General features: G+C 43.0%; 25 protein-coding genes. 12 read left to right on the forward strand and 13 right to left on the reverse strand.

Features of this window, described 5'->3' with window-relative positions; translation table 11 throughout:
- Nucleotides 1-18: 18 nt before the first annotated feature.
- Both V7O62_RS10405 and larE read right to left on the reverse strand, forming a co-directional pair.
- Nucleotides 19-444, reverse strand: coding sequence for a GNAT family N-acetyltransferase (locus tag V7O62_RS10405; protein ID WP_406656257.1), 426 nt, complete (start codon nt 442-444; stop codon nt 19-21).
- A complete protein-coding gene (gene larE, locus V7O62_RS10410; protein WP_406656258.1) occupies nt 441-1,241 on the reverse strand; it encodes an ATP-dependent sacrificial sulfur transferase LarE in 801 nt (266 codons plus the stop codon). Before larE ends, V7O62_RS10405 begins: the two co-directional genes overlap by 4 nt.
- Before the next feature lie 105 nt (nt 1,242-1,346).
- Here larE and glmM point away from each other — a divergent pair, with 105 nt between their 5' ends.
- On the forward strand, nt 1,347-2,690 hold the full coding sequence (gene glmM / locus V7O62_RS10415) for a phosphoglucosamine mutase (protein ID WP_406656259.1): 1,344 nt from the start codon (nt 1,347-1,349) through the stop codon (nt 2,688-2,690).
- 14 nt (nt 2,691-2,704) lie between these two features.
- Here glmM and V7O62_RS10420 read toward each other — a convergent pair whose 3' ends face one another.
- Together V7O62_RS10420 and V7O62_RS10425 are read right to left on the reverse strand one after the other, a co-directional pair.
- The gene (locus tag V7O62_RS10420) at nt 2,705-3,295 is read right to left on the reverse strand and encodes a DUF99 family protein (protein WP_406656260.1); all 591 of its coding nucleotides are present in this window, start codon (nt 3,293-3,295) and stop codon (nt 2,705-2,707) included.
- A 106-nt stretch (nt 3,296-3,401) separates the two neighbouring features.
- Nucleotides 3,402-4,691 carry a proteasome-activating nucleotidase gene (locus tag V7O62_RS10425; protein ID WP_406656261.1) on the reverse strand — a complete coding sequence of 430 codons (1,290 nt, stop codon included), beginning with the start codon at nt 4,689-4,691 and terminating at the stop codon, nt 3,402-3,404.
- A gap of 81 nt (nt 4,692-4,772) precedes the next feature.
- Between V7O62_RS10425 and V7O62_RS10430 the strand changes: the two genes are divergently transcribed.
- The 3 genes from V7O62_RS10430 (at nt 4,773) to V7O62_RS10440 (ending at nt 6,683) form a co-directional block, all read left to right on the forward strand.
- Nucleotides 4,773-5,255, forward strand: a complete 483-nt coding sequence (locus tag V7O62_RS10430) for a multiprotein bridging factor aMBF1 (protein WP_406656262.1) — start codon at nt 4,773-4,775, stop codon at nt 5,253-5,255.
- 43 nt (nt 5,256-5,298) lie between these two features.
- Nucleotides 5,299-6,114, forward strand: a complete 816-nt coding sequence (proC, locus tag V7O62_RS10435; RefSeq protein WP_406656263.1) for a pyrroline-5-carboxylate reductase — start codon at nt 5,299-5,301, stop codon at nt 6,112-6,114.
- A gap of 191 nt (nt 6,115-6,305) precedes the next feature.
- A complete protein-coding gene (locus V7O62_RS10440; RefSeq protein ID WP_406656264.1) occupies nt 6,306-6,683 on the forward strand; it encodes a DUF356 domain-containing protein in 378 nt (125 codons plus the stop codon).
- Nucleotides 6,684-6,705: 22 nt separating this feature from the next.
- On the opposite strand, the gene V7O62_RS10445 is transcribed toward V7O62_RS10440, so the two are convergent.
- Nucleotides 6,706-7,158 carry a toprim domain-containing protein gene (locus V7O62_RS10445; protein ID WP_406656265.1) on the reverse strand — a complete coding sequence of 151 codons (453 nt, stop codon included), beginning with the start codon at nt 7,156-7,158 and terminating at the stop codon, nt 6,706-6,708.
- Between the two features lie 405 nt (nt 7,159-7,563).
- On the reverse strand, nt 7,564-7,890 hold the full coding sequence (locus V7O62_RS10450; RefSeq protein ID WP_406656266.1) for a DUF167 domain-containing protein: 327 nt from the start codon (nt 7,888-7,890) through the stop codon (nt 7,564-7,566).
- A gap of 338 nt (nt 7,891-8,228) precedes the next feature.
- On the opposite strand from V7O62_RS10450, the gene V7O62_RS10455 reads away from it, so the two are divergent.
- The 6 genes from V7O62_RS10455 (at nt 8,229) to V7O62_RS10480 (ending at nt 13,119) form a co-directional block, all read left to right on the forward strand.
- The gene (locus V7O62_RS10455; RefSeq protein ID WP_406656267.1) at nt 8,229-9,332 is read left to right on the forward strand and encodes an amidohydrolase family protein; all 1,104 of its coding nucleotides are present in this window, start codon (nt 8,229-8,231) and stop codon (nt 9,330-9,332) included.
- Nucleotides 9,333-9,363: 31 nt separating this feature from the next.
- Nucleotides 9,364-9,819: a universal stress protein gene (locus V7O62_RS10460; protein WP_406656268.1), complete on the forward strand. Its 456-nt coding sequence runs from the start codon at nt 9,364-9,366 to the stop codon at nt 9,817-9,819.
- 15 nt (nt 9,820-9,834) lie between these two features.
- Nucleotides 9,835-10,689 carry a CBS domain-containing protein gene (locus tag V7O62_RS10465; RefSeq protein ID WP_406656269.1) on the forward strand — a complete coding sequence of 285 codons (855 nt, stop codon included), beginning with the start codon at nt 9,835-9,837 and terminating at the stop codon, nt 10,687-10,689.
- A gap of 59 nt (nt 10,690-10,748) precedes the next feature.
- Nucleotides 10,749-11,426, forward strand: coding sequence for a 2,5-diamino-6-(ribosylamino)-4(3H)-pyrimidinone 5'-phosphate reductase (locus V7O62_RS10470; protein ID WP_406656270.1), 678 nt, complete (start codon nt 10,749-10,751; stop codon nt 11,424-11,426).
- 113 nt (nt 11,427-11,539) lie between these two features.
- Nucleotides 11,540-12,442, forward strand: coding sequence for a thioredoxin family protein (locus V7O62_RS10475; protein ID WP_406656271.1), 903 nt, complete (start codon nt 11,540-11,542; stop codon nt 12,440-12,442).
- 20 nt (nt 12,443-12,462) lie between these two features.
- A complete protein-coding gene (locus V7O62_RS10480; RefSeq protein WP_406656272.1) occupies nt 12,463-13,119 on the forward strand; it encodes a cytochrome c biogenesis CcdA family protein in 657 nt (218 codons plus the stop codon).
- A 64-nt stretch (nt 13,120-13,183) separates the two neighbouring features.
- On the opposite strand, the gene V7O62_RS10485 is transcribed toward V7O62_RS10480, so the two are convergent.
- The 7 genes from V7O62_RS10485 to cbiT are packed head-to-tail and all read right to left on the reverse strand — an operon-like array spanning nt 13,184 to nt 17,470.
- Nucleotides 13,184-13,903 carry a precorrin-8X methylmutase gene (locus V7O62_RS10485; RefSeq protein ID WP_406656273.1) on the reverse strand — a complete coding sequence of 240 codons (720 nt, stop codon included), beginning with the start codon at nt 13,901-13,903 and terminating at the stop codon, nt 13,184-13,186.
- On the reverse strand, nt 13,893-14,690 hold the full coding sequence (cobJ, locus tag V7O62_RS10490; protein WP_406656274.1) for a precorrin-3B C(17)-methyltransferase: 798 nt from the start codon (nt 14,688-14,690) through the stop codon (nt 13,893-13,895). Before cobJ ends, V7O62_RS10485 begins: the two co-directional genes overlap by 11 nt.
- On the reverse strand, nt 14,659-15,012 hold the full coding sequence (locus tag V7O62_RS10495) for a cobalamin biosynthesis protein (protein ID WP_406656275.1): 354 nt from the start codon (nt 15,010-15,012) through the stop codon (nt 14,659-14,661). The genes cobJ and V7O62_RS10495 overlap by 32 nt, the downstream gene beginning before the upstream one ends.
- A complete protein-coding gene (locus V7O62_RS10500) occupies nt 15,009-15,479 on the reverse strand; it encodes a cobalamin biosynthesis protein CbiG (protein WP_406656276.1) in 471 nt (156 codons plus the stop codon). Before V7O62_RS10500 ends, V7O62_RS10495 begins: the two co-directional genes overlap by 4 nt.
- Nucleotides 15,480-15,523: 44 nt before the next feature.
- Nucleotides 15,524-16,267 carry a precorrin-4 C(11)-methyltransferase gene (gene cobM / locus V7O62_RS10505; protein ID WP_406656277.1) on the reverse strand — a complete coding sequence of 248 codons (744 nt, stop codon included), beginning with the start codon at nt 16,265-16,267 and terminating at the stop codon, nt 15,524-15,526.
- Nucleotides 16,268-16,285: 18 nt separating this feature from the next.
- Nucleotides 16,286-16,897 carry a cobalt-factor II C(20)-methyltransferase gene (locus V7O62_RS10510; protein WP_406656278.1) on the reverse strand — a complete coding sequence of 204 codons (612 nt, stop codon included), beginning with the start codon at nt 16,895-16,897 and terminating at the stop codon, nt 16,286-16,288.
- Between the two features lie 15 nt (nt 16,898-16,912).
- A complete protein-coding gene (cbiT, locus tag V7O62_RS10515) occupies nt 16,913-17,470 on the reverse strand; it encodes a precorrin-6Y C5,15-methyltransferase (decarboxylating) subunit CbiT (RefSeq protein WP_406656279.1) in 558 nt (185 codons plus the stop codon).
- Nucleotides 17,471-17,592: 122 nt separating this feature from the next.
- Between cbiT and V7O62_RS10520 the strand changes: the two genes are divergently transcribed.
- Both V7O62_RS10520 and V7O62_RS10525 read left to right on the forward strand, forming a co-directional pair.
- Nucleotides 17,593-19,074 carry a cobyric acid synthase gene (locus V7O62_RS10520; protein ID WP_406656280.1) on the forward strand — a complete coding sequence of 494 codons (1,482 nt, stop codon included), beginning with the start codon at nt 17,593-17,595 and terminating at the stop codon, nt 19,072-19,074.
- A 590-nt stretch (nt 19,075-19,664) separates the two neighbouring features.
- Nucleotides 19,665-19,970: a hypothetical protein gene (locus tag V7O62_RS10525; protein ID WP_406656281.1), complete on the forward strand. Its 306-nt coding sequence runs from the start codon at nt 19,665-19,667 to the stop codon at nt 19,968-19,970.
- The last annotated feature ends 49 nt before the right edge of the window (nt 19,971-20,019 follow it).

Below are 20,019 nucleotides of genomic sequence, written 5' to 3' on the forward strand. Positions count from 1 at the left end.
TTCACCGTTTTCCCATAGTCATTTTAATTCCAGGCACATGACTGATTGCTTGCATCTATTTAATTTGTCGCATTTAGCACAGTTTTCCCACAAATCTGCCTTTTTTGAAGGTTCCATTTCCACAAAACCTGTTTTCTCAAAAAATACAGGAGATGTCGTTCTTACATAAATGGTACTTCCGGCAGGAAATCGATTTACAAGATAATGAACCAGAGAGGTGCCTATTCTTTTTTCTCTGTAGCCGGGATTAACGGCTATGGAATGTATCTCGGGAAATGGGTCGCTGACAATGGCACCGGCACCAATTATTTTTCCTTTCGTCTCCGCAACTGCAAAAGAGTCTGCTGACATTCCTTCAACATTATGGAAATAAGTTGACATCAGTACCTCTATGGGCCCCATGTCTTCTTTTGATGCACTGCGGATTTGTATCTCCGGTATCAAAGTATCTCGTCCATGCTTCCACTCCTGAATCCTTCAAGATCAAGGGTTACGTAATCAAATCCTATCTTCCTTAGATATGATGTAATCTTTTCCCTGTGCAGTAACATATCCTTAAAATCGAAGGGATGGAGTTCTATCCGGGCCATGCCACTGTGATCCCTGACTCTCAGCTCGGTAAAACCAAGATCAGAGAGGAAATTTTCTGCAAGCTCAACTCTTTTGATAGCTTCTTCTGTCAGCGCATTCCCATAGGGCAATCTTGACGCAAGACAGGGAGATGGAGGTTTACTGGCAACGGAAAGTTTCACATTTTTGGCTATCTGGCGAATTTCATCCTTTGTAACATCCAGGTCGAGATAAGGGGAGTATACAGGCTCTTTTGCTTCCATAATTGCTCTTTTCCCCGGACGATATACATTTTTGTCCGAGGAATTGCTTCCTTCCAGAATTACATTGAAACCAAGTTCTTTCCTGACGTCGTCAAGCAATTTCAGTATCTCTTTTTTACAGTGGTAACATCTTTGCGGATCATTACTGGCTATTGAAGGAATCGTCAATTCATCAAAGAACACGATTCTGTGTCTGATTCCTATCTCCTCAGCAACCTTTTCTGCATGTTTGAGTTCCCTATCCGGGAAGGAACGTATTTTGATTGTTACTGCAACTGCCTTGTCTCCCAAAACCCTGTGGGCGAGGTATGCCAGGGTCGCACTGTCAACGCCACCTGAGAATGCTACAATAGCACTCTCTTTTTCCCTGATCGCAGCTTCAAGTCCTGTGACCTTTCTTGTGTCCATAGTAATGAATATGGGAAAATGCCTTATTAACATAATTCCATTAGGAATATGAAAAGTCTCGGGTTTTAAGATAATACCTGATTTGTATACATGGGTGATATTTAAATGGCGTTTTTTGGAACAAACGGTGTAAGGGGAATCGCGAATGAGTACATTAATCCTCAATTAGTTATTGATGTTGCCAGAAGTGTTGGCACGTATATGGGATCAAAGGGAACAGTGGCCATCGGCAGGGATACAAGGGCCTCGGGTGAAATGTTGAAGTCAGCCGCAATAGCAGGAGCCCTGTCTGCCGGTCTGACTGTCATTGATGTAGGGATTGTCCCGACACCTTCTATTCAATACTATGTCAAGGATCATGCTGATGCAGGCATAGTGATAACAGCATCTCATAATCCCAGGGAGTATAATGGAGTCAAACTAATAGCTGAAGACGGTAGCGAGTTCTCAAGAGAAGGAGAAAAAGAAGTAGAAAAAATATACTACTCCAGAGAGTTTGCAGCTGCACCATGGGAGAATACAGGTGACCTGAGAACAGATCTGAATGCCAACGAATATTACATCAACGGAATAATGGATTCGGTTGACAGCAAGAGTATACGTAAGGGCAAGTTCAAAGTAGTTGTTGATACCGGTTGCGGGGCTGGCTCTGTAACCCTTCCTTTTCTGCTTCAGAAACTCGGCTGCGAGATCATTACGATAAATTCACAGGTAGACGGCACTTTTCCATGGCGCAATCCCGAACCTACACCTGATGTACTGACAGAGCTTATTGACATTGTGAAGAGGACAGGGGCTGTAATGGGAGTAGCCCAGGATGGGGATGCCGATCGTGCAGTGTTCATCGATGAACTGGGCAACTTCATACCTGAGGACGTATTGCTTGCGATGATGGCTAAATACGTACTTGAGAGGAAAAAAGGTCCAGTGGTGACACCGGTCAGTTCCTCCTCAAGGATGGTAGATGTTACTAAGGATGCAGGTGTGGATCTTGCCTGGACTGCAGTGGGTTCTATAAATGTGGCCCGTAAAATGATGGAAATTGACGCCGTATTCGGTGGAGAAGGTAACGGAGGTCTAATTTTCCCGGAACACCAGTACTGCCGCGATGGTGCCATGGCTTGTGCAAAGTTCCTTGAGATCATTGCCAGCGGACAAAAGCTTTCAGAGCTGGCTTCAAGTGTGCCTGAATACTATAATTCCAAGACAAAGGTCAGGTGTGATGATCTTGTAGGCACCATGGAACGAGTGAAAGATGTTTTTGTAGGTAGTGAAAATGAAGTAAATACCATAGACGGTGTCAAGGTTTGGTATGATGACGGATGGGTACTCATAAGGCCTTCCGGTACAGAACCTATTATACGTATTTTCGCAGAATCAAAAACTCAGGAAAGGGCGGAGTCTTTGATGCAGGAAGGAGTAAAGCTTGTAGAGAAATGCAGGGAATAGCTGGCCAAATCGGCTTAAGCCTTTCCTCTTGATTCCCCGAGAACTATTCCGGTGGCAATGAGATGAGCTACACGCAACGGCTCGGGGATATTGCTTCTTGTGGCAGTTAATTGCACAATCCTGGCAGCATCTTCCTTTTTTATTCCGCTACATTGGATGTAAACAGGATTCAGTACATCCTTTGTATTAACTTTTATGATCTTCCCGGCTCTTTCGATAATTTCCTTTCTTGTATTTTTGTGCGGTAGGTAGGAAAGTGCCTGATCGATCATATTGAAATCAGGATATTCCCTCATCAGGACTATCACCGGTATGCCGGTATCCTCATGCAGACGGATTATGTCAATTGTGTTGAAACCCCCATATGTAATTCCGTCGAGCATTATAATCCGTATTTGTGGGTAATGTTTGCTGTTTTTTACCATCTCTGCAATTTTGTCCGTGCCATCCAGTCCGTCCTTTGTAAGGTAAGAACTCATAACACCATCCAGCCACAATCCTCCTCTGAAAAAGGCACCCACTATCAATATATTTTCACTTATCAGGGCAGAGTCATCGATGCCAAGTATGCGAATTTCATCTTTTATATGAAAATGCCTGCTCACATGTGAAATTATGCAAAAGATGCCAGAAGTAATTTACCGATAAATCCGGAGTACGATAGACAAAAAAGAATTAAAACAAAAATAAAAATTAAAAAGAGGGGTTGAATTAACCAAACATACCTGTTGGCAATTCTTCCTGCTTGGTTTCGAGTTTGGACATGACTTTTTTAGTAGACTCAATGAAATCTTCCATACCAATGGATTCTTTGTCAAACCTTACAGCAAGCATTCCCGCTTCCATTGCAATGGCATCCAGGTCTGCTCCACTTGCTCCATCGGTCAGGCGGGCAAGTTTTGCAAAATCAACATCTTCTCCAAGATTCATGAATCGTGAGTGAATCTTGAGAATATTTGCTCTTGCTTCCTCGTCAGGCATTGGTACATAGACGATCCTGTCGAATCTTCCCGGTCTCAGAATAGCAGGGTCCAGCACATCCAGCCTGTTGGTGGCTGCAATGATACGTACTTCTCCTCTACTGTCAAAGCCATCCATTTCCGCAAGCAATTGCATCAGGGTCCTCTGTACTTCACGGTCAGCCCCGTTGGTATCGTTAAGACGCCTTGATGCAATAGCATCAAGCTCATCAATGAAAATGATACTCGGGGATTTCTTTCTGGCCATCTCGAACAGGTCTCTGACAAGCTTTGCACCGTCACCGATATACTTCTGTATTAGCTCGGAGCCTACAACCCGAACAAAGGTTGCTTCTGTCCGATGGGCCACAGCCTTTGCAAGAAGTGTCTTACCGGTACCAGGTTCGCCGAAAAGCAATACTCCTTTGGGCGGAGATATGCCTATCCGGGTAAATGATTCTGGTTTCAGGAGCGGTAACTCTACGGATTCTATAAGTTCCTGTATCTGTTCTTCAAGTCCACCGACATCATTGAAATCAACGTCCTGGGAATCCACGACTTCCATTGCGGATACCGCCGGGTCTTCTGTGGCCGGTATAACTTCGACAATTGCAAGTGTTTGCTGGTTCAGGGCCACTTTGGTACCGGGTACAAGTGTCTTATCGTCGATGTACTGGGACACGTTGACCATGAACTGGGGTCCTGTAGAGCTTCTTACAAGCACTTTGTCATCGCTGATCACATCCATTATGGTAGCAACTACCAATGGCACTGTTTTCAGGCGGTCAATCTCGGCCTGAAGCCTTCTGACTTCTCTTTCATATTTCAGTTTCTGGCTTTCAACAAAGCGTTTTTCAGACTCTATCTGATCACACTGTTCTTTCAATAAACTGTTGCGTGATTCGAGTTGTCTCATGCGGTCAAGCAGGTATTTTGAAAAATCTTCTTCACTCCCCGCACCTGCATAGCCGAATTCTGCTTTATTAACGCCCGTAAAATCATATCTTTCGTGATTCACATCACTTTCGCTGGTCTCGCTCATATGCCTCCGAACATTATTTAAGCCGGAAGGGTATATAGCCCTTTCGTAAAGACGAGATTTGGCTTTTATGAGTTGAGATCTATGCAATGTGAAATATGTGGCACTGATATCAAGGGGCCTTCTTTTAAAGTAAGTATAGACGGTAGTGAACTCACAGTATGTGGAAGATGTTCCCAGTATGGTAAAAACCTGGAAAAACGCACGCCGGTGTCCAGAAAAATAGCACCAGTAGCACCTGGTATACAAAGAAAGAAAAAACCAAAAGCAAAAGGTTTTGAGACTTTCAGCGATGAACTCGTAGATGATTACGATTCTATTATCAGGGAAGCCAGGGAGAAAAAACAACTGACACATGATGAACTTGCTCGCAAGATCAAGGAAAAATCATCGCTGATCAAAAAACTTGAACGTGGAGAAATCGTACCTGAAGAGGAAGTTCGTAAGAAACTTGAGCGAGAACTCGATGTCAAGCTTACAGAGAGAAGCAGTGGAGATGACTGGAGTGGAGACCGTCTGAACAAAGGTACTACACTTGGAGATATAGTTACAATCAAAAGGAAATGATTTCCTTTTATTTTTTATTGTTTAACAGGATTTAGTGGTTATTATGGGTTTGGATGGAAAAAAGCTGGGTTTTATCGGAACCGGAAAGATGGGAAGTTCGCTGATAAAAGGTATATGTGACTCCGGGATTATCCCGAGTTCCCATATATATGCAAGTGACGTTTTTGAGGCATCGTTGAAGGAATTACATGATAACCTCCACATCAACGTATCAACTGACAATACGGATATTATCAGGGATGCCGATATAATTGTTCTCGCAGTGAAACCACAGATATTGAAATCGGTTCTTTCTCATATCAGGGAAGAGATAAGCTCTGACAAACTGGTCGTTTCAATTGCAGCAGGTGTTAAACTTGAGGCAATTGAGGACGAACTCAAGGAAGGAACTCGTGTTGTCCGTGTAATGCCGAACATAGCTGCAACAGTTGCTGAGGCAGCATCTGCAATATCTACTGGTAGAAATGCATCCGTAGACGATGCTGATGATGTCCTGGCTATATTCGGATCAGTGGGAAGTTCCCTGATCGTTCCCGAGCACCTTATGGATGCGGTTACCGGGCTTTCGGGCAGTGGACCTGCATTTATTTTCCCTGTTATTGAGGCAATGGCAGACGGAGGAGTTTTTGAGGGTCTTGACAGGAACAGTGCAATAGTGCTTGCAGCACAAACAGTTTTGGGTGCTGCAAAAATGGTACTTGAAACAAACACTCATCCTGGCCAGCTAAAAGATATGGTTACTTCTCCCGGAGGAACGACGATAAGAGGCGTTCACATACTGGAAGAAAATGGAACAAGAGCTGCTTTTATGAATGCTGTTATTGCTGCTTCCAATCGCTCAAAAGAACTTGGTAAGTAATTGCAACATTCAAAATTTCCATATCTTATATTTCTTTTTTATTATTTTTTTTTGAATCGATATAGAAAAGCTTATTATATCGCAAAGTTTTAATATCATCTAAGCTGGTATTTCTATGCTACCGTGGAGAGGGTAGGAAAAAAAGGTTTGAAATAAACTAGCTAGTAAAAAAACAGGGGGATAAAATTAAAATGGGGATAGAAGTAAAATCTTTCGCCGTTATCCGGGGCGATAATCCGGATAAAGTGAATGTTGCATTGCACGACCTTGAACACTATGGTCATATGAGGTTCGCCTCTAAACCAAAACGCATTGAACCTAATTTTGCAGACAACCTGCTGGTAAGCGTTGCCGGCGTACCACTCAGAGCAAAATGCAGTTCTGCTGCTTTGGTTGAACTTGACAATAATGCAGGGGCGGCAATAAGCAAGCTGAGAAAAATACATCCACCTGCTCACGTGGTTATAGTCAGCCCGAGGCACGATGTATATTCCGAGTTAATGGACAAGTCAGAACTCTACCCGGAGTTTGAGAGGACGTGGGAACCGCATCATCAGGATACTTTTTGATCAGTCACTTTATAGGTAAAGCTTAATATGTGGACGATCCTGCTATGTGTCTTAGTTTCAGGACATAAGTAGGAAGGCTTTCCACATCTTTTATTTCTTTTTGGACTATAGACTTCAAACGTTCTCTTATTCTTACGTCAGGGTTTACACCAAGGGAATGAAAATGATTTACAAGATTGGACATCAGCATGTTTCCACGCCTGTCCCAATCCGTTAGAATGATTATACCTTTTCCGGTATTTGTGATATCTTCGCAGAAGTTTGAAAGGGAATGATGTGTTGCCATCTCAAAGTGACCATTGATGCCTAACTTGTTAAGTGCTCTGACATCTCTTTTGCCTTCGACTATGATAACATTTCCTTCTTCTGCAAGCTGAAGAAGTTCGTCAATTATTTCTTCGATGCTCTCAAGCCTTTTCTGGTAAACATAAAGCGGTGCTTTCAAAGATCGGTGGTCTCTTCTGCTTTTGAACATGAATTATCTGTGGTTTCCTGATGTGGATACGGGAAATGCCAAATTTTTCACTTTAATATTAAAGGCAATGGCATTAAAAGCTGACCACAGAAATTATAAAACGATTTTTAAATAACAAATAACTTGAAAACAAGTGTAAGTACTGGAACTCTGCCGCAATGAAAGCAAAAAGCTTCGGGATCAGGAGGGATTTACGGCAGAGGTCGGAGTACCATCACTTGTAATAACGAACGAATTCTTCGAACTGTTCATAATAACTGGCTCTTGACACCAGGCTTTCGAAATAATCATCCATCTTTTTCACCTCAGTCTGTAAATGGTTCCCTGGCTATATTAAGAGACTCCGAGCAGGGTGAAAGTATTATGAAAATGGATATTTCAGCATTTCGTATGTGAACAGGAGAATCAGCTTTCTTGCCCCTTCAGGCCATCTTTCAATACAGAAACAGCTCTTGGATATCCAACTCCTTTCAGTAGAACTGATTTTTTAGTACTTTTCTGGCCATTTGTTATCGAAATCTCTGACTCGTTCAAACCGAACAAAGAAGCAAATTTTTCTACCAACTGTTCATTGGCCTTTCCCTTGCGAGCGTTTTCCGAGAGTTTTACCTCAATTCTTTTTCTCCAGGGATTGTAGCCACTGGGAATACATATCTTTTTAGAACCAGGTGTCACTTCTACGTCTATAACGATGCCATCTTCAGTTTCTCTTAGCGCATCTTCGAACGACATATCAATTCTCAAGGGGTTTTATATCTTTAAAAGTCGCTATAAGAATAAGTAAGATAATGCTGTCGCCTGGCGCACTAACTCCGGAAGCTCATCCTATGGGATTCCCGCTGTCCTTTCCGGTTTCCCTCGTGACAGGTATTTATCGCATTATCCTGATGTAGCGCATTGAGGTTGTCTGTACAATCACAGATAGGCTCTGCCATGTTCTCATGCAAGGACCTAATAATACGCAAAGAATTAATCAGGAATTTGGCATATATATCTGTCGAGCCAGCAAAATAGCATGTATAAACACACTAATACCAGTAATATAATATCTACTGCTTAAAGATGATTCTATGGTTAGTGAGCAAACCATTCATGGAACAATCCTTTACGGGCCGGAACTGGAAGTAATCGAAGGTTATATGGTCATAAGAGATGGTATCATATCCGAGATTGCTGAGGAAAAGACTGATTCCCGGAATATCATCGCACCATGTTTTGTGAACGCACACACTCATATCGGAGATTCTGTAATTAAAGACCCGGTGCTTGGAAAGTGTGTTGATTATTATGTGGAAAGAGATCTCAGTTCATTGGTGCAACCTCCTCACGGACTCAAACACAGGACGTTGGAAAGGACACCCTATGATGAACTTGTAGAGGGTATGAAACGCTCTGTGACAGATATGATACAGACGGGTACATGTGCATTCGCTGATTTCAGGGAAGGTGGATTGACCGGAACTCTTGCTCTTCGTGAGGCTCTTCAGGATTTTGAAATCGAGTGTAGACTCCTTGGAAGGCCAAAGAACATTCACGCCGATGATGATACACTGCGAAGCGAGGTTGAGCGTATTCTCATGGATGCTGATGGCCTCGGAATGAGCGGAGCCAATGACATGGACATGCAAACTCTCACAAAGATCGGGAACATTGCAAAAGGCAAGCACAAGCTGTTTGCGATCCATGCAGGAGAAAATAGCAGAGATGATATAGAAAAAGCACTATCTCTGAATCCAGACATTTTGATACATCTTACACAGGCTAATAAAAGTGACCTGCGGGATGTGGCTAACCGAGGTATACCTGCTGTCGTCTGCCCACGTTCAAATTTCATTACAGGAGTAGGCATGGCGCCAGTCAGAGAGATGTTAAAGGCTGGAATCGATGTTGCTGTTGGTACTGACAATGTGATGCTCAACTCTGTAAGTATGTTTTCCGAGATGGAGATACTGTCAAAAGTCTTTGGATTCGAGGACAGACAAGTATTTATTATGTGTACGCTTATGGGAGCAGCAGTATTAGGACTTGAAAATACAGGTCCTATTATAGAAAGGAACAACGCTAAAGTGATGATCCTTAATGGGAATTCAAGTAATCTTGCAGGAATAAAAAACCCTATCAACAGCATCGTTCGAAGAGGGAGACCTGACGATATACTATCTGTAATTATTTAACATCCGTATATTACATAATAGGTGAGGGATTATGAAGAGCGATCTCTACAAGAAAATTTTTATTGCAACAGATGGATCTGAGCAAAACGAAAAAGCAGTCCAGCATGCATTGGAACTTGCGAAAACGTGTGGGGCTAAATTGTATGCAGGATACGTTGTTGATACCGCTGCTTTTGCTTCAATACCAATGGATGCAGGATGGGAAATGATGTACGAGCTTTTGGAAAAGGAAGCTAATGACTCAACTGCTACTGTTGGAGATATGGCAGAAAAGAAATCCGTACCCTTTGAAGCAGTTGTCCTTGAGGGACATCCGGGTCCTGAGATCGTCAAGTTCGCAGAGGAACAGGAAATTGATCTTATTGTGATGGGAACTCTTGGAAAGAGAGGACTTGATCACTTTTTACTTGGAAGTGTCGCCGAAAACGTCATCAGAAACTCCAAAGTACCTGTACTTGTAGTACGTGGAAAATCCGCTGAGAAATAATATCGGGGGTTGAAGATGCCAAAGAATGTTAAAGTAATGGATATAATGAGAACAGATGTTGCTTTTGCGACATTGCCCGGTTCGAGGGATGAAGTTCACGCACTGCTCAAAGAGAAGAGAGTTTCCGGCTTGCCTGTCCTCAAGGACGGGAAGGTGGTTGGGATTGTCAGCAGGGCAAATTTGCTTAGAAATCCTGAAGAGGAACAGTTGGCTTTGTTGATGACACGTAATCCGTTAACTATTGATCCCAACGTAGACATAACAGTAGCAGCTAAAATACTTCTTGAGAATAATATTAGAAGGCTGCCTGTCGTTGAAAATGGAAAACTCCTTGGTATAATGTCTGTGGCTGATATTGTTGCGGTTCTTGCTGAGATGAACATTCCGGACCATGTGGGCCAATATATGAATCCGATGTCAGTGCCTGTATGGACAAACACTCCTCTGAATGTTGTAGCAAGGGTGATGGAACTTGCAAAATCCAAAGCAGTACCTGTAATTGATAGTGATCTTGAGGTAGTCGGTATAATCACTGATCGTGATGTCATCAGTGCAAGCGTTATTGAGGACTCTGTAGAGGTGGCCGATATGTCCAATGGTGCGGACGATGATGAATGGACATGGGAGTCAATGAGAGACACAATGAGTATCTACTACAGTGTTTCAAGAGTGAAGGTTCCTGACATTCCTGCAAAAGACATAATGGTAAGTGATCTTGTAAAAGCTGCTTATATTTCAGGTGTCAGCGAGTGTGCGCTTAAAATGAAGCGTAACCGTATAGACCAGATTCCTATAGTTAATGCAAACCAGCGTTTCTTGGGCTTATTGAAAGACCGTAACCTGCTGGAAGCGATAGTTAACTGCAGCTGATCATTGAACCTTTTTTGGAGGTTCATATTTCTTTTTCTTTTTTGCTCAAAGTGGTTATTATGGGAAAACCTTTTGTATTCATTAATTCTGCAATGTCTGCAGATGGAAAGATATCCACAAAGGAAAGAATACAGGTACGCATATCCGGTAATATTGATTTTGACAGGATGGATTCTCTGCGGGCTGGTTCCGATGCTATAATGGTAGGAATCGGGACCATACTTGCTGATGATCCCAGTCTGACTGTGAAGTCTGAAACAAGGCGAGCTGAGCGTAGGCAGGTGGGACTTGAAGAGAACCCTATAAGAGTTGTCGTTGACAGCACCGCAAGAATCCCTTTGGATGCTGATATCTTTAAAAAAGGAGAAGGCAGGCGAGTAATTGTTGTCTCAAGGGCAGCATCTTCTGAAAAGGTGAGACAGCTTGAGGAAAATGCAACTATTGTCGTTGCAGGTGACAATAAAGTGGATCTTGTTACAGCCATGGAGAAGCTCAGGGAAATGGGTGTTAACAGGCTGATGGTTGAAGGAGGAGCCACTCTTAACTGGGGCCTGTTGTCAAACGGTCTTGTGGATGAAATATATACTTTTGTAGGAAACCTGGTTATTGGTGGGAATATGTCTCCTACTCTTGTAGATGGTGCCGGTTTTGTTGAAGAGGAAATTATGAAACTCAAGTTGATTGAGGCAGAATCAATTGAGGAAGGCATTCTTTTGAAGTGGAAAGTGTTGTCTTAATGCTGAATAAGAATAATATTTTTTTGGAGAGGGTTTTGTGGGGTATTCTCATAACCATGCATAAATACTTGTAAAAAGAAGTTTATAATATCTAAGAAGATCATGGTAATAATATGAAGAGAAAATCCCTGCAACTAATACTCCTTGTGGCCTTGTCACTCCTGCTTAGTGGTTGTATTGATTCTGAAAGTCCGGATGATGTATCATCACAGAATGAAGCAGGTTTGATCGAGGTCAGCAGCCTTGAGGATATCAACCAAACGCTAATTAATGGACCTGTACTTGTGGAAATGGGTTACGATGGCTGCCCTGCATGTGTTGCCCAGAAACCTATAATGGAAGAAATCGCAGCAGAGTATGAGGGTGAAGCTGCTACTATGTATGTTGATACAAGAAGTGCGGGTTCTGTAGCTGCATGGTTTGGCGGTGATTATGTTCCTGATTCTTTCGTTATAGTCAATATTGAGGATGGTCAATACGTATACATGAGAGCAGATGGGCAGATGACTACAGACAGGAGTGCTGCCAGGTTTGTGGGGTTGACTGAGAAAGAGATCATCACAGAAACTCTTGATCAGGCAATTGAGGTCCGGCAGGAAGAAGAAGGCGCACCTGAAGTGCAGGAAACAGTTGGAATGATAGAAGTAACTAGTTTTGAGGGTTTAAACCAAACGCTTCTCAACGGGCCTGTGCTTGTAGAAGTGGGCTCTGAAAGCTGTTCTGCCTGTAATGCCCAGAAGCCCATAATGGAGGAGATTGCGGCCGAATATCCGCAGGATGCCAGCGTGGCTTATGTTGATAACAGACGCGGTAACGAGCTTGCAGTGTGGTTTGGAGCCGGATATGTTCCTGATTCCTTTGTCATCGTGGATATAGAAGATGGTCAATACGTGTATATGGGACTTGACGGGCAAACGACCACCGACAGGACTAACGCCAGATTCCTTGGACTTACTCAGAAAGACCTGCTCACAGAAATGCTTGAAAATGCCATAGAGGCTCGGCAGGGTAACTAATCCCTGTATCTCATGTAAACATGTACACTGACACATTTGCACTGGATCCACTAGCATCCTTTTTTGCTGGTGTGATAAGCATACTTTCTCCCTGCGTACTTCCTTTACTTCCGGTGATCCTGGCCTATTCAACAGGTCAGAGCAGGCTGAGGCCCTTTGCGATTGTTGTGGGGCTAAGTATTTCATTCATACTTATGGGTGTGACTGCCTCTGCTTTTGGTGCAGTCTTCCAGTCATATATCCAGGGTTTCAGGATACTGGCAGAACTTCTGATCATAGTATTCGGTCTTTCAATGTTGATGGATTATGATGTCTTCGGTGCCTTTGTACGGTATACCGGAAATCTCCATGTGGAGAAAAAAGGCATCTTTGGAGGTTTTCTTGTCGGTGCTTCGCTTGGAATTGTATGGATTCCCTGTGTCGGGCCTATACTCGGAGCAATACTAACGAGCGTGGCTCTTGAAGGGGACATCTCTTACGGCGCAACACATCTTTTCATCTATTCGATGGGTTTTGCTATACCCATGCTGATCATTGCATATTTTGCCAACCTTTCATCTGCAAGACTGGGTGAAATATCAAAGTACGACCTTAAATTGAAGAAAATTGCAGGCCTTGTGCTTGTACTTGCAGGTCTGTGGATGGTGTACAACAATCATATTGTCTTTTACCTGTGAGTGCCAGCTATCCGGACTGAAATAGGTTGGTAGAAAATAAAAAGATAAAAAAAGTTAAATGTGCTTAATCAATAGCACATTCATCATCGTTTGCTATTGCGACAAGTTCATTCACGCAGGCGACTGCCATTGGTGTCCCACCACGTGTGCCAACACATGTGATTGAAGGAACGTCGGCGTCCCTGACAACTTCCTTAGACTCTGCAGCATTGACAAAGCCTACCGGAGTGCCAACAATTATTGCTGGCTTGATGCCTTGCTCTATCATCCTGCATACTGCAAATGCAGCAGACGGAGCATTGCCGATAGCAACAATGGAACCTTCAAGTATATCCTTGCATTTCAGGAAACCTGCTGCGGTCCTTGTGATGCCGTATTTTTTGGCAAGTTCTGCATCCTCATCTTTGTCGAGTACACAGATAACCTCACAGTTGTGTCCCCTTTTGGTGACACCTGACTTAACCATATTGATGTCAACAAGGATGGGTGCACCTGCTTTGATGGCTGCTACGCCTGCCTTGATGGGCTCGTTAACAAAACGCATGATGTCTGCAACCGCAGGGTCGCCTGTTGAAGTAACACAGCGCTGTTTTACTTTATCCTCTAAAGTCTCATCGCCTACAAGTTTGCGGGCGATGTTACGGCTGGTCATGTATATGGCTTTGGCTTCGTCTGTCTGTGAGCCGAGATCGGTGCAGATATCAACAAGTTCAGGATCGATCTCAGTTGTCATTTCTACAAGTTCTTCGATACTTGCGTCTGTCTTTTTGGCTTCAGTAGTCATACTTCCGGTGATACCCCCTTGGAGTAATTATCCTCTTGCCATGTGGTGAATCCCATATGCGGGAATCGTTGGTGGTGATAAGGATAGTGGTGCTCATGTCCACCCAGTCATTGTGGTCCATAACCTCGCCAAGGGTGGTAACTATGTAATCCTGATCTTTGTCCCTGAGGGCATTCTTCACAAGACCTACAGGAACGGAGTCATCCTTGTGGCGTCTGATTATCTCGATGGCCTTTGAGAAATTAGATTTACGCTGACGGCTCTTTGGGTTATACAGTGACATCACAAAGTCCCCGGATGCTGCTGCATCCAACCTTTTCTCGATGACTTCCCACGGTGTCAGGAGGTCACTAAGACTCACAGTACACATGTCATTGACAATAGGTGCACCCAGCACACTTGCAGCCGCTGTGATAGCAGTTACACCGGGCAGTACCTCTACTTCAACTTCAAGGTCTGCGTGTTCTGCCACTTCAAGGACAAGGCCCGCCATTCCATAAACGTTTGCATCTCCGCCACTGATCATGGATACAACATTTTCCTGTGCAAGCTCTACAGCCTTGCGTGACCTGTCGACTTCTTTACCCATGGCACTACGTACGATTTCCTGTTTGTCCAGCAGGCTTGCCATCTGGTCAAGATAGGTTCCGTTTCCTACAATATAGTCAGAGGTCAGTATTACATCCCTTGCCTTAACTGTCAACTGTTCCACAGAACCCGGACCTATACCAATAATGTAAAGCTTTCCTTTTGCTTTACTCTGCGATTGCGATTGTGACCCTTCCATATACCTTCTTCCTTAGTATTAATTCCTTTTTTTCCGACAACGCCAGCGCAGCAGGTTCTGCCACACCTGTTAGCCCGAAGCGTTTTGCCTGCGAAGCCGATGGCGCATCATAGTTATTCAATTCGTCGTGATCTATGAATGTTATAGTGAGCCCGAAAAACTCTGCTGCTTCATGCAGGCCGGTTTCGTTCTCTTTCAGTTTTGCTGATGCGAGTCCTTCCACATCATCAATGCTTCTGCCTGCCTCTGCAAGTGCATTGTTAATCGCATCGATGGCTTCCTGGCTATCGATACCTCTTCGGGCTCCGATACCTATGATCATGCGTTTTCAGCCTTTTCCTTATCCTTTTTCAGGACCGATACATCATCTCCGACAATGACTATTTTGGGACCCTTGATCTCAAGGACTTCGACATCCTCATCGAGCAAGGCACAGTTCACCTGCACTGTGGAAGGCTTGTTTACAATATCACAGCCAAGTGTTTTGGCAATGCCCTCGACAGAATTTCTATTATGGACTTCCGTGGCAGTCGTGACTACAGGAACCGGACCAATTTCGGCTATCTTTCTGACAACCTCATTGCCCCCATGATGACCTCCAAGAAGCGGGATGGCGAAGTTCATATTAGAATCTACAACTATTACAGCAGGATCCTTCCATTTATCTTCAATGAGAGGTGCGATTTCACGTACAACGATGCCTGTGGCAAATACCGCCACGATAGCATCATATTCTTCAAAGGCTTTTTTGAAGATACTCTTGTCATACATCAGGACATCGGCATTCAAATGTCCTGCTAGGCGCTCTGCAACCTCAAGATTTCTCTCAAAGGTTATGACAGCGGTTCTTGTGCCACTCCGTATAAGTAAGACCTCCCGAAATTACCATATTCCACAGGCTCTACAACTCCGCCGATAAGGATCATTGCAGAGCGCTTGATGCCTGCTTCCTTGACCTTGTCTGCAATGTCAGATACCGTGCCCTTAATGATCTTCTGGTCAGGCCATGATGCATGGAAAACTACGGCAACAGGGGTATCTGGTGCATATTCAACTTTTTCCATTATCTGTTCTATTTTCTGGGTTCCCAGGAAAACAGCCATTGTAGCGTTATGTCTTGAAAGCTCCTTTATCTGGTCTTTTTCAAGAGTCTTGCCTGCAGGACGTGTAATTATTAGAGTTTCTGATACTTCATTAAGTGTAAGCTGTGTTTGTAATGCAGCTGCTGTTGCGAACACTGAAGATACGCCGGGAATGATCTCTACTTCTACGTCGAATTTCTTCAATTCCTCTATCTGCTCAACTATGGAACCATAGAGTGAAGGATCTCCGCTGTGTAATCTTACAACTTTCTTACCTGCTTCGAGATTGTCAACAATAAGTTTGTTTGTTTCATCAAGGGTGAGTCCGTAGCTATCTATTTTCTCACCATTTGAGTAATTAAGCACTTCTGGGTTTACAAGGGAACCTGCATATATTACGAGGTCTGCCCCTTCAAGAAGTTCTTTTCCCATAACAGTTATGTATTTAGCATTTCCGGGACCTGATCCTACGAAATATACTTTCTTGTTTGCCATCTTTGATTCTCCCTGCAATCATTTCTTTTCTGCAAAGATGATACTGAAATAGTTCCCTTTTTCAGGAATCTTCTCTCTTTCTGTGATAATGACTTCTTTTTCACTGAAAAGGCGCTCGCAGAATGTGAATTTGTTAAAACCTTCCTTTTCATAGGACTCGATTATCTCAAGAGGCCTGCTGGCCTTCAATCTGATCCTGTATTTGCTGTCTGATCCATCACTTACTTCAAAAGATGAGTCCACTTCTGCTCCTGTCTGTGCAGCAAAGGATGTTATTGAGCTGATACCCGGGATCGTTGCTGTTTCAACGTCCGGGTAGAATTTATTCATCACACGTTTTAGGTGAGTGAATGTTGAGAAGAAATTTGGATCACCAATCAGACCGAAAACCACAAGATTGTCTTTTGACTCCTCAGCAAGCATATCAGCATTCTTCTTCCACACTGCGTTGAGCACATCATAGTCTGTCAACATGGGGAATTCCAGGATCTCTGCATCTGCATAGGGTGCTACGAGATCGGCTGCAAGCCGACCGGGAACATATACCTTATAAGCATTTTTCAGGGCCTCAACAGCCTTCAGCGTCAGAAGTTCCGAATCACCGGGTCCAAGTCCTACTCCGACAAGCATTTTTAATCACCATTATTACTTTTTTATTCCTGACCGGCCAACAACAATATACACCGGGTTTTCAGGTTTGAACATAGTCTCACCTGTAAGCGGCACGCCACGTGAAACTATTACATGCAGTACCTCATCGAATAAGTCAAGTTCTTTCATCTTATTTATTACGTTTACGACCGTTTCTATTCGCACTGCATTCACAACAATACTCTTTGCCTTTTTTTCGGCAAGCACTTCAAGCACGCGGGAAATGTTTTTTGTACCACCAATGAATGCACAGTCGATGGAACCTATATCCTGTTTTTCAAGTATTTCGGAAGACTCTCCGGATAACACCCTGGAATTAGTGATATTGAATGTTTCGAAGTTCTTCTTCGTTACATTAATTGCCTCTTCCCTTGCATCAATGGCACATATGTTGATTGCTCGCACCATTTTTGAAGCTTCTATAGATACGGCTCCTGTACCACAACCTATATCGAAAAATCTGCAATCATCCTTTAAATCAAGTTTAGATAGGGATACTGCAATAATCTCCGGTTTCGTAGGACCGCCACTTACGTGCAAAAGTTCTGTCATGTTCCACCTTAACTAAGATAAATTTGAGTTATTGGAGTTAAGTAGATATAAGTTGTCCTTCATAAAACTGTTGCATTATTGCGATATGGTATATGGTTTTAAAAATTATTATGGCGGTTGCAATGGAAAACAAGAAAAATGCTAAGAAGTTACTGGTATTAGGGACTGCATCCGACGTTGGTAAGAGTATAATGGTCACAGGGCTGTGCAGAATCCTTTCCAGGAAATATAAGGTTGCACCATTCAAGGCCCAGAACATGAGCCTGAACTCATGGATAACAAAAGATGGTAAGGAAATAGGTATTGCTCAGGCAATACAGGCCAAAGCCGCCGGGGTGGAACCAACTGCAGACATGAATCCCGTACTTCTTAAACCAAAAGGTGACAGGACATCGCAGGTGATAGTGCTTGGTGAGCCTTATGCAGATAAATCCGCAGGCAACTACTATGATTCCATTGAAGAAATGCATGGCGTACTCCGTGGAGCTCTTGAAAGGCTTGAAACCGAGTATGACCTGATTGTAATGGAAGGCGCAGGCGGTGCAGCAGAGATAAATCTCTATGATCGTGATATCGTTAATATTGGAACCGCACGCATAACAGGTGCACCTATTATACTGGTTGGGGATATTGAATCCGGCGGTGTCTTTGCAAGCCTTTACGGAACTAAGGCACTGTTACCCGGGGATGTTAGTGAGAATCTCAAGGGTTTTGTCATTAACAAGTTTAGGGGCGATCCTGCCATACTCGAACCGGGTTTAAGGCAGCTTGAAGAGCTAACAGACGTACCTGTTCTCGGAGTATTGCCATATTATAAACTAAAGATACCTTCTGAGGATTCAATGGCAATCCGGAAGAAAAAAGGCAGTATTGAAAACGAGGATATCAATGATATTGATATTGCAGTCATCCGCTTGCCAAGGATATCTAACTTCACTGATTTCGAACCTCTCGAAAGGATTGCCAATGTCAGGTATGTTGATCTTGACGAGAACCTTGGTACGCCTGACTGTATAATGATTCCCGGTACCAAGAATACAGTCAGCGATCTTCTGGATCTTCAGAAAAGTGGTATGGATGCTCAGATCAAGAATCTTAAAGGTAAGGCGACCATTTTTGGTATTTGTGGCGGTTATCAGATGCTTGGAAAGATCATTCACGATTCGGGTGTAGAGAACGGAGTTGAGGCTGATTATGAGGGACTTGGATTGCTTGATATCGAAACAGTTTTCGGTGAATATAAGAAGAAGACAGTTCAGGTCCGTAAAGAGATAGTCGCCGATGGTCCTATATTCAAGAATATCAAAGGCGATGAGATATGGGGCTACGAAATTCACATGGGTGACACAAAGACTCCTAGGACCGTTTTCGGAGATGATGGCAGCATTGATGAAAGTGGTACTGTGATAGGTACGTACCTTCACGGGCTGTTTGAAAATGAAAATATCCGTCACGCTCTCATGATATACCTTGCCGAGAAGAAGGGTGTGGACTACCATCCTGAAACAGTGACAACAGAAGAGGAAGCTTACGAGGAACTTGCTGAGATTGTGGAAAGCTGCCTTGACATGAAAAAGATTTATGAACTAATTGAAAGTCAGTGATGAATTTGCTGTTTGCTCTGTAGTGAATTATCGCACAGACTTCAATTATATTTTTCATTTTTATTTCACTTCGCAATATCGAAAATAAATTCATCCGCCAGCTTGCTTTTAGTTTTGTTCTTGGAATCGTTTAAAGTAGATTTTTCTTGTATGTTTATTTGTTTTAGTCACTCGATGTAGTTGACAAAAAATAATATATGCGATGTTAACAAATATAGGCATTACTACAATAGTTGTGCATTCTTTATTGTATCAAAGATGCAGGGAAATTCAATAAGCTTGATTGTATTGAAAAGTTTGACGAAGCTTCTTGGGTCAACAGGGGAGAGTTCTTCAAAAAAGGATACTTGGCATTGGAAAGCTCTAGTATAAGAATGGACTATGAGTAGGGGACAAATTTTGGACTTCATACAATTCAAGAGATAGGAGTTTTCTTCTCTGGAAATAAAGTATGCAATTTTTGCATAAGTCCAAAAGTGTTCATAGACATATAGAAGATCAACCGGTGAAATGATGAAGGAAATGATTGTTTTGGTATTTGCAGGAGTAATCAATTCGTTTTTTGGAACAGTATTTGGGAGGGGAACGTAGTGGTTGTAGGTTACGCTTTTTTCCTGAGGAAGATAGCCGCAATGATGGAATCCAGGGAGAATCTTACCATCATGACAATAGCAGAAAAACTCAATCTCAGGCAGGATGAGTTCAGGGATCTCTTAATTATTATGGAAAAGAAAGGAGATATTGAACATATTAATGAGGGTGGAGCTCGATTCACGGGAAGCTATACTGAATATTCAAAACTCCATGCACGTGATGGCCGTACACATTTTTCAGGCAATAGTAGTGTGAAATCTTACAGACTTACGGAAAAAGGCCGGATGGTTTGCGAAAGGTAGTTCTGAATTCACACTTTTATCCTTTTATTTTGACTTACGTGGGTAAGTT

This window comes from Methanolobus sp. ZRKC2 (assembly GCF_045291185.1).
Taxonomy (GTDB): domain Archaea; phylum Halobacteriota; class Methanosarcinia; order Methanosarcinales; family Methanosarcinaceae; genus Methanolobus.

Excerpts from the sequence above, each read along its gene's own strand:
- larE (WP_406656258.1), bottom strand. The coding sequence starts at position 1,241 with ATGGACACAAGAAAGGTCACAGGACTTGAAGCTGCGATCAGGGAAAAA.
- glmM (WP_406656259.1), top strand. The coding sequence starts at position 1,347 with ATGGCGTTTTTTGGAACAAACGGTGTAAGGGGAATCGCGAATGAGTAC.
- V7O62_RS10425 (WP_406656261.1), bottom strand. The coding sequence starts at position 4,691 with ATGAGCGAGACCAGCGAAAGTGATGTGAATCACGAAAGATATGATTTT.
- V7O62_RS10430 (WP_406656262.1), top strand. The coding sequence starts at position 4,773 with ATGCAATGTGAAATATGTGGCACTGATATCAAGGGGCCTTCTTTTAAA.
- proC (WP_406656263.1), top strand. The coding sequence starts at position 5,299 with ATGGGTTTGGATGGAAAAAAGCTGGGTTTTATCGGAACCGGAAAGATG.
- V7O62_RS10440 (WP_406656264.1), top strand. The coding sequence starts at position 6,306 with ATGGGGATAGAAGTAAAATCTTTCGCCGTTATCCGGGGCGATAATCCG.
- V7O62_RS10445 (WP_406656265.1), bottom strand. The coding sequence starts at position 7,158 with ATGTTCAAAAGCAGAAGAGACCACCGATCTTTGAAAGCACCGCTTTAT.
- V7O62_RS10450 (WP_406656266.1), bottom strand. The coding sequence starts at position 7,890 with ATGTCGTTCGAAGATGCGCTAAGAGAAACTGAAGATGGCATCGTTATA.
- V7O62_RS10455 (WP_406656267.1), top strand. The coding sequence starts at position 8,229 with ATGGTTAGTGAGCAAACCATTCATGGAACAATCCTTTACGGGCCGGAA.
- V7O62_RS10460 (WP_406656268.1), top strand. The coding sequence starts at position 9,364 with ATGAAGAGCGATCTCTACAAGAAAATTTTTATTGCAACAGATGGATCT.
- V7O62_RS10465 (WP_406656269.1), top strand. The coding sequence starts at position 9,835 with ATGCCAAAGAATGTTAAAGTAATGGATATAATGAGAACAGATGTTGCT.
- V7O62_RS10470 (WP_406656270.1), top strand. The coding sequence starts at position 10,749 with ATGGGAAAACCTTTTGTATTCATTAATTCTGCAATGTCTGCAGATGGA.
- V7O62_RS10475 (WP_406656271.1), top strand. The coding sequence starts at position 11,540 with ATGAAGAGAAAATCCCTGCAACTAATACTCCTTGTGGCCTTGTCACTC.
- V7O62_RS10480 (WP_406656272.1), top strand. The coding sequence starts at position 12,463 with ATGTACACTGACACATTTGCACTGGATCCACTAGCATCCTTTTTTGCT.
- V7O62_RS10485 (WP_406656273.1), bottom strand. The coding sequence starts at position 13,903 with ATGACTACTGAAGCCAAAAAGACAGACGCAAGTATCGAAGAACTTGTA.
- cobJ (WP_406656274.1), bottom strand. The coding sequence starts at position 14,690 with ATGGAAGGGTCACAATCGCAATCGCAGAGTAAAGCAAAAGGAAAGCTT.
- V7O62_RS10495 (WP_406656275.1), bottom strand. The coding sequence starts at position 15,012 with ATGATCATAGGTATCGGAGCCCGAAGAGGTATCGATAGCCAGGAAGCC.
- cobM (WP_406656277.1), bottom strand. The coding sequence starts at position 16,267 with ATGGCAAACAAGAAAGTATATTTCGTAGGATCAGGTCCCGGAAATGCT.
- V7O62_RS10510 (WP_406656278.1), bottom strand. The coding sequence starts at position 16,897 with ATGCTTGTCGGAGTAGGACTTGGACCCGGTGATTCGGAACTTCTGACG.
- cbiT (WP_406656279.1), bottom strand. The coding sequence starts at position 17,470 with ATGACAGAACTTTTGCACGTAAGTGGCGGTCCTACGAAACCGGAGATT.
- V7O62_RS10520 (WP_406656280.1), top strand. The coding sequence starts at position 17,593 with ATGGAAAACAAGAAAAATGCTAAGAAGTTACTGGTATTAGGGACTGCA.